At 65.6% G+C, this 2,597-nt stretch carries 3 protein-coding genes; 2 read left to right on the forward strand and 1 reads right to left on the reverse strand.

Annotation, left to right across the window (positions count from 1 at the left end):
- Nucleotides 1-269: hypothetical protein (locus EGJ34_RS21300; protein ID WP_125362398.1), on the reverse strand; the 269-nt coding region annotated here is incomplete at its 3' end.
- A gap of 167 nt (nt 270-436) precedes the next feature.
- Between EGJ34_RS21300 and EGJ34_RS21305 the strand changes: the two genes are divergently transcribed.
- The gene (locus tag EGJ34_RS21305) at nt 437-1,138 is read left to right on the forward strand and encodes an FKBP-type peptidyl-prolyl cis-trans isomerase (RefSeq protein ID WP_125362399.1); all 702 of its coding nucleotides are present in this window, start codon (nt 437-439) and stop codon (nt 1,136-1,138) included.
- A 553-nt stretch (nt 1,139-1,691) separates the two neighbouring features.
- Nucleotides 1,692-2,495 (forward strand): CoA pyrophosphatase, encoded by an 804-nt coding sequence (locus EGJ34_RS21310; protein WP_125362400.1) that lies wholly within the window; start codon nt 1,692-1,694, stop codon nt 2,493-2,495.
- Nucleotides 2,496-2,597 lie beyond the last annotated feature (102 nt).

Genomic DNA, 2,597 nt, shown 5'->3' on the forward strand with positions numbered 1-2,597 from the left:
GGGGCGGGCGGCGCGCGCCGGGCGTCGCGTTCAGCGGCACGTCGGGCCAGCCGCACCGCGCGCTGGCGGTAGCGATCACGGGCGTCCCAGGCACGGCGCAGTTGCTGCTGCGCCGCCAGCAGCCGGGCGGGCAGGTCGGGGTGGTCCGGCAGCAGGCGTTCATCGCCGGGAGCCGGCACATAATCCATCAGCCCGGCCTCCAGCGCGGCGTCGAGGTTATCAGCCAACACCTGCTGCAGCAGCTGAACGGGCAGGGGAAGGTGAACCACGGAAACCACCCGGAAAACGTTAAAAAAAAGTGATATTGAACTCTTGAAACGCAGACGGGTCAGAGCCTGCGTCGTTAGTGGCGATTCAACGTTGCGGCGGCTATCCTAACCCGTCGCCTCAGGGCGACCAAATTCGTCCTGAGTTACCACCCCTGGAGAAATGTTTGATGAAGTTGCGTGCTATCGCGGTCGCCGTCGCGGCCCTGGCCCTGACGGGCAATGCCTTCGCCCAGGACACCTCGTCCGAAAAGGGCAAGCTGAGCTATTACTTCGGTTACGACTACGGCAACAACCTGGCCGAGCTGACCGCGCGTGGTGAACAGCTGGATATCAACTCGGTGGTGAAGGGTCTGCAGGACGCCTACGCCAAGAAGCAGCCGGCGATCACCGCCGAGCAGCTGAAGCCGGCGGTTGAAGCCTTCCAGAAGCGCGAGCAGGGTCGTGCGCAGGCCGCCAAGGCCGAGTACGACAAGGCCGCTGCCGAGAACAAGACCAAGAGCACCCAGTTCCTGACCGCCAACAAGGCCAAGGCCGGCGTGCAGGCGCTGCCGAGCGGCGTGCAGTACCGCGTGATCGAAGCCGGCAAGGGTGCCAAGCCGACCCAGGCCAGCACCGTGCAGCTGGAAGTGGCCGGTCCGTTCCCGTACGGCAACCGTCCGCAGGAAGCCCGCCCGGCCCAGCAGATTCCGTCGATCAAGGTCAGCGAAGTCGAAATGAAGGCAATGCGCGAGACCCTGCTGCAGATGCCGGCCGGCTCGAAGTGGGAAGTCACCCTGCCGCCGGAACAGGCCTACGGTGCCGACCCGCGCACTCCGTTCCCGCCGAACGTCGCCGTCCAGTTCGAAATCAAGCTGGTCAGCGTCAAGTAATCAGCTACGGAAACACCCAACGCGCCGATGGAAACATCGGCGCGTTTTTGTTTGCGCCTGCCCTGGGATTTCTGCGAACAACCGGTGGTCATCGCTTTCGGTGCTTGGGCCGGTCGGGGTGGGTTTGCGGGACACGCCGTGAATCCCCCTCCGGGGCCCGGCCCAACCGCCAGCGGTTGGGCGTTCAGTCGCACGCGAGGCAGTGCCTCGCAAGCAGTGCGCCTTCACCCATGGAGGCTCGTCAAAAACATCCATGTTTTTGACGGTCCCGCAAACCCACCCCGACCGGCCCCCGACAGAAGGTCGGTGGCCACAGGAAATCAACAGCGCACGCGGCTGTTGCTCTTCGATCCGCATCTCGCGATCCATCGAGGGAGGGGGCCGGATGTCCTCCGGAGGGACACTCCACGGCATGGATGCCGTGGAGTAGCCTACATGGACGTACTTGCGGCGTGTCCCGGAGCGAGGGCGTCCGGTCCCCTCCCAGCACGGGACAACTGAAACGCCGCTGTTCGCGGAAACCCAATGCGCTACTGTTACAGACTGCACGACCATGGAAGACCCCTCTCATGCCATACCCACTCCCTGCATCGGCATCTGCGCGCTGGATCGCGCCGGGCTGTGTACGGGCTGCCTGCGTACGATGGACGAGATTGCAGGGTGGCGTGACATGAGCCGCGAACAACAGCACCACGCCATGGAGCACACGCTGCGGCTGCGCGAGCAGTTGCGGCAATCCCTGCACGGTTCGCTCGCCGACCACGAACGCCTGCTGCGCGCGCTGCATCCGCTGGACGCGCCGCCGTCCGGTGATGGCTGGAACCGAAGCGAGCTTGCTGACCTCCTGCCACCGGGACCACCGGTGGAAGCAGCCGTGCTGGCCGGCATCGTGCCGCGCGCCAGTGGTGCCCAGGTCATTCTGACCCGGCGCACCGAAACCCTGCGCCAGCACGGCGGCCAGGTCGGCTTTCCCGGCGGGCGTACCGAGCCCGATGATCGCGATGCGGTGGCCGCCGCCCTGCGCGAAAGCAACGAGGAAATCGCGCTGCCCTTGGATCGCGTGCAGCCGCTGGGCTATCTCGATCCGTTCGTCACCATCACCGGGTATCGCGTGATGCCGGTGGTGGCGGTGATCGACCCGGACTTCGTCGCGGTGCCACAACCGGACGAAGTGGCCGAGGTCTTTGAAGTGCCGCTGGACTATCTGCTCGACCCCGCCAATCTGCATCAGGTGGAAATCGAACACCGCGGACGCATCCGCCATGTGCTGGAGTACGGTTGGCCCGGACAGCGCATCTGGGGAGCTACCGCCGCCATGCTGTACAACCTGCGTCGCCGACTGGAGCAGCTTGCATGACCCTCTCTGCCAACTTCACCCCACTGATCGATGCTGCGACGCTGGCGGCGATGCTCGGCCAGGACACGCCGCGCCTGCTCGATGCGCGCGCCACGGCCAGCG

The sequence above is a fragment of the Stenotrophomonas sp. 278 genome (assembly GCF_003935715.1).
In the GTDB taxonomy this organism is placed as follows: domain Bacteria; phylum Pseudomonadota; class Gammaproteobacteria; order Xanthomonadales; family Xanthomonadaceae; genus Stenotrophomonas; species Stenotrophomonas maltophilia_AH.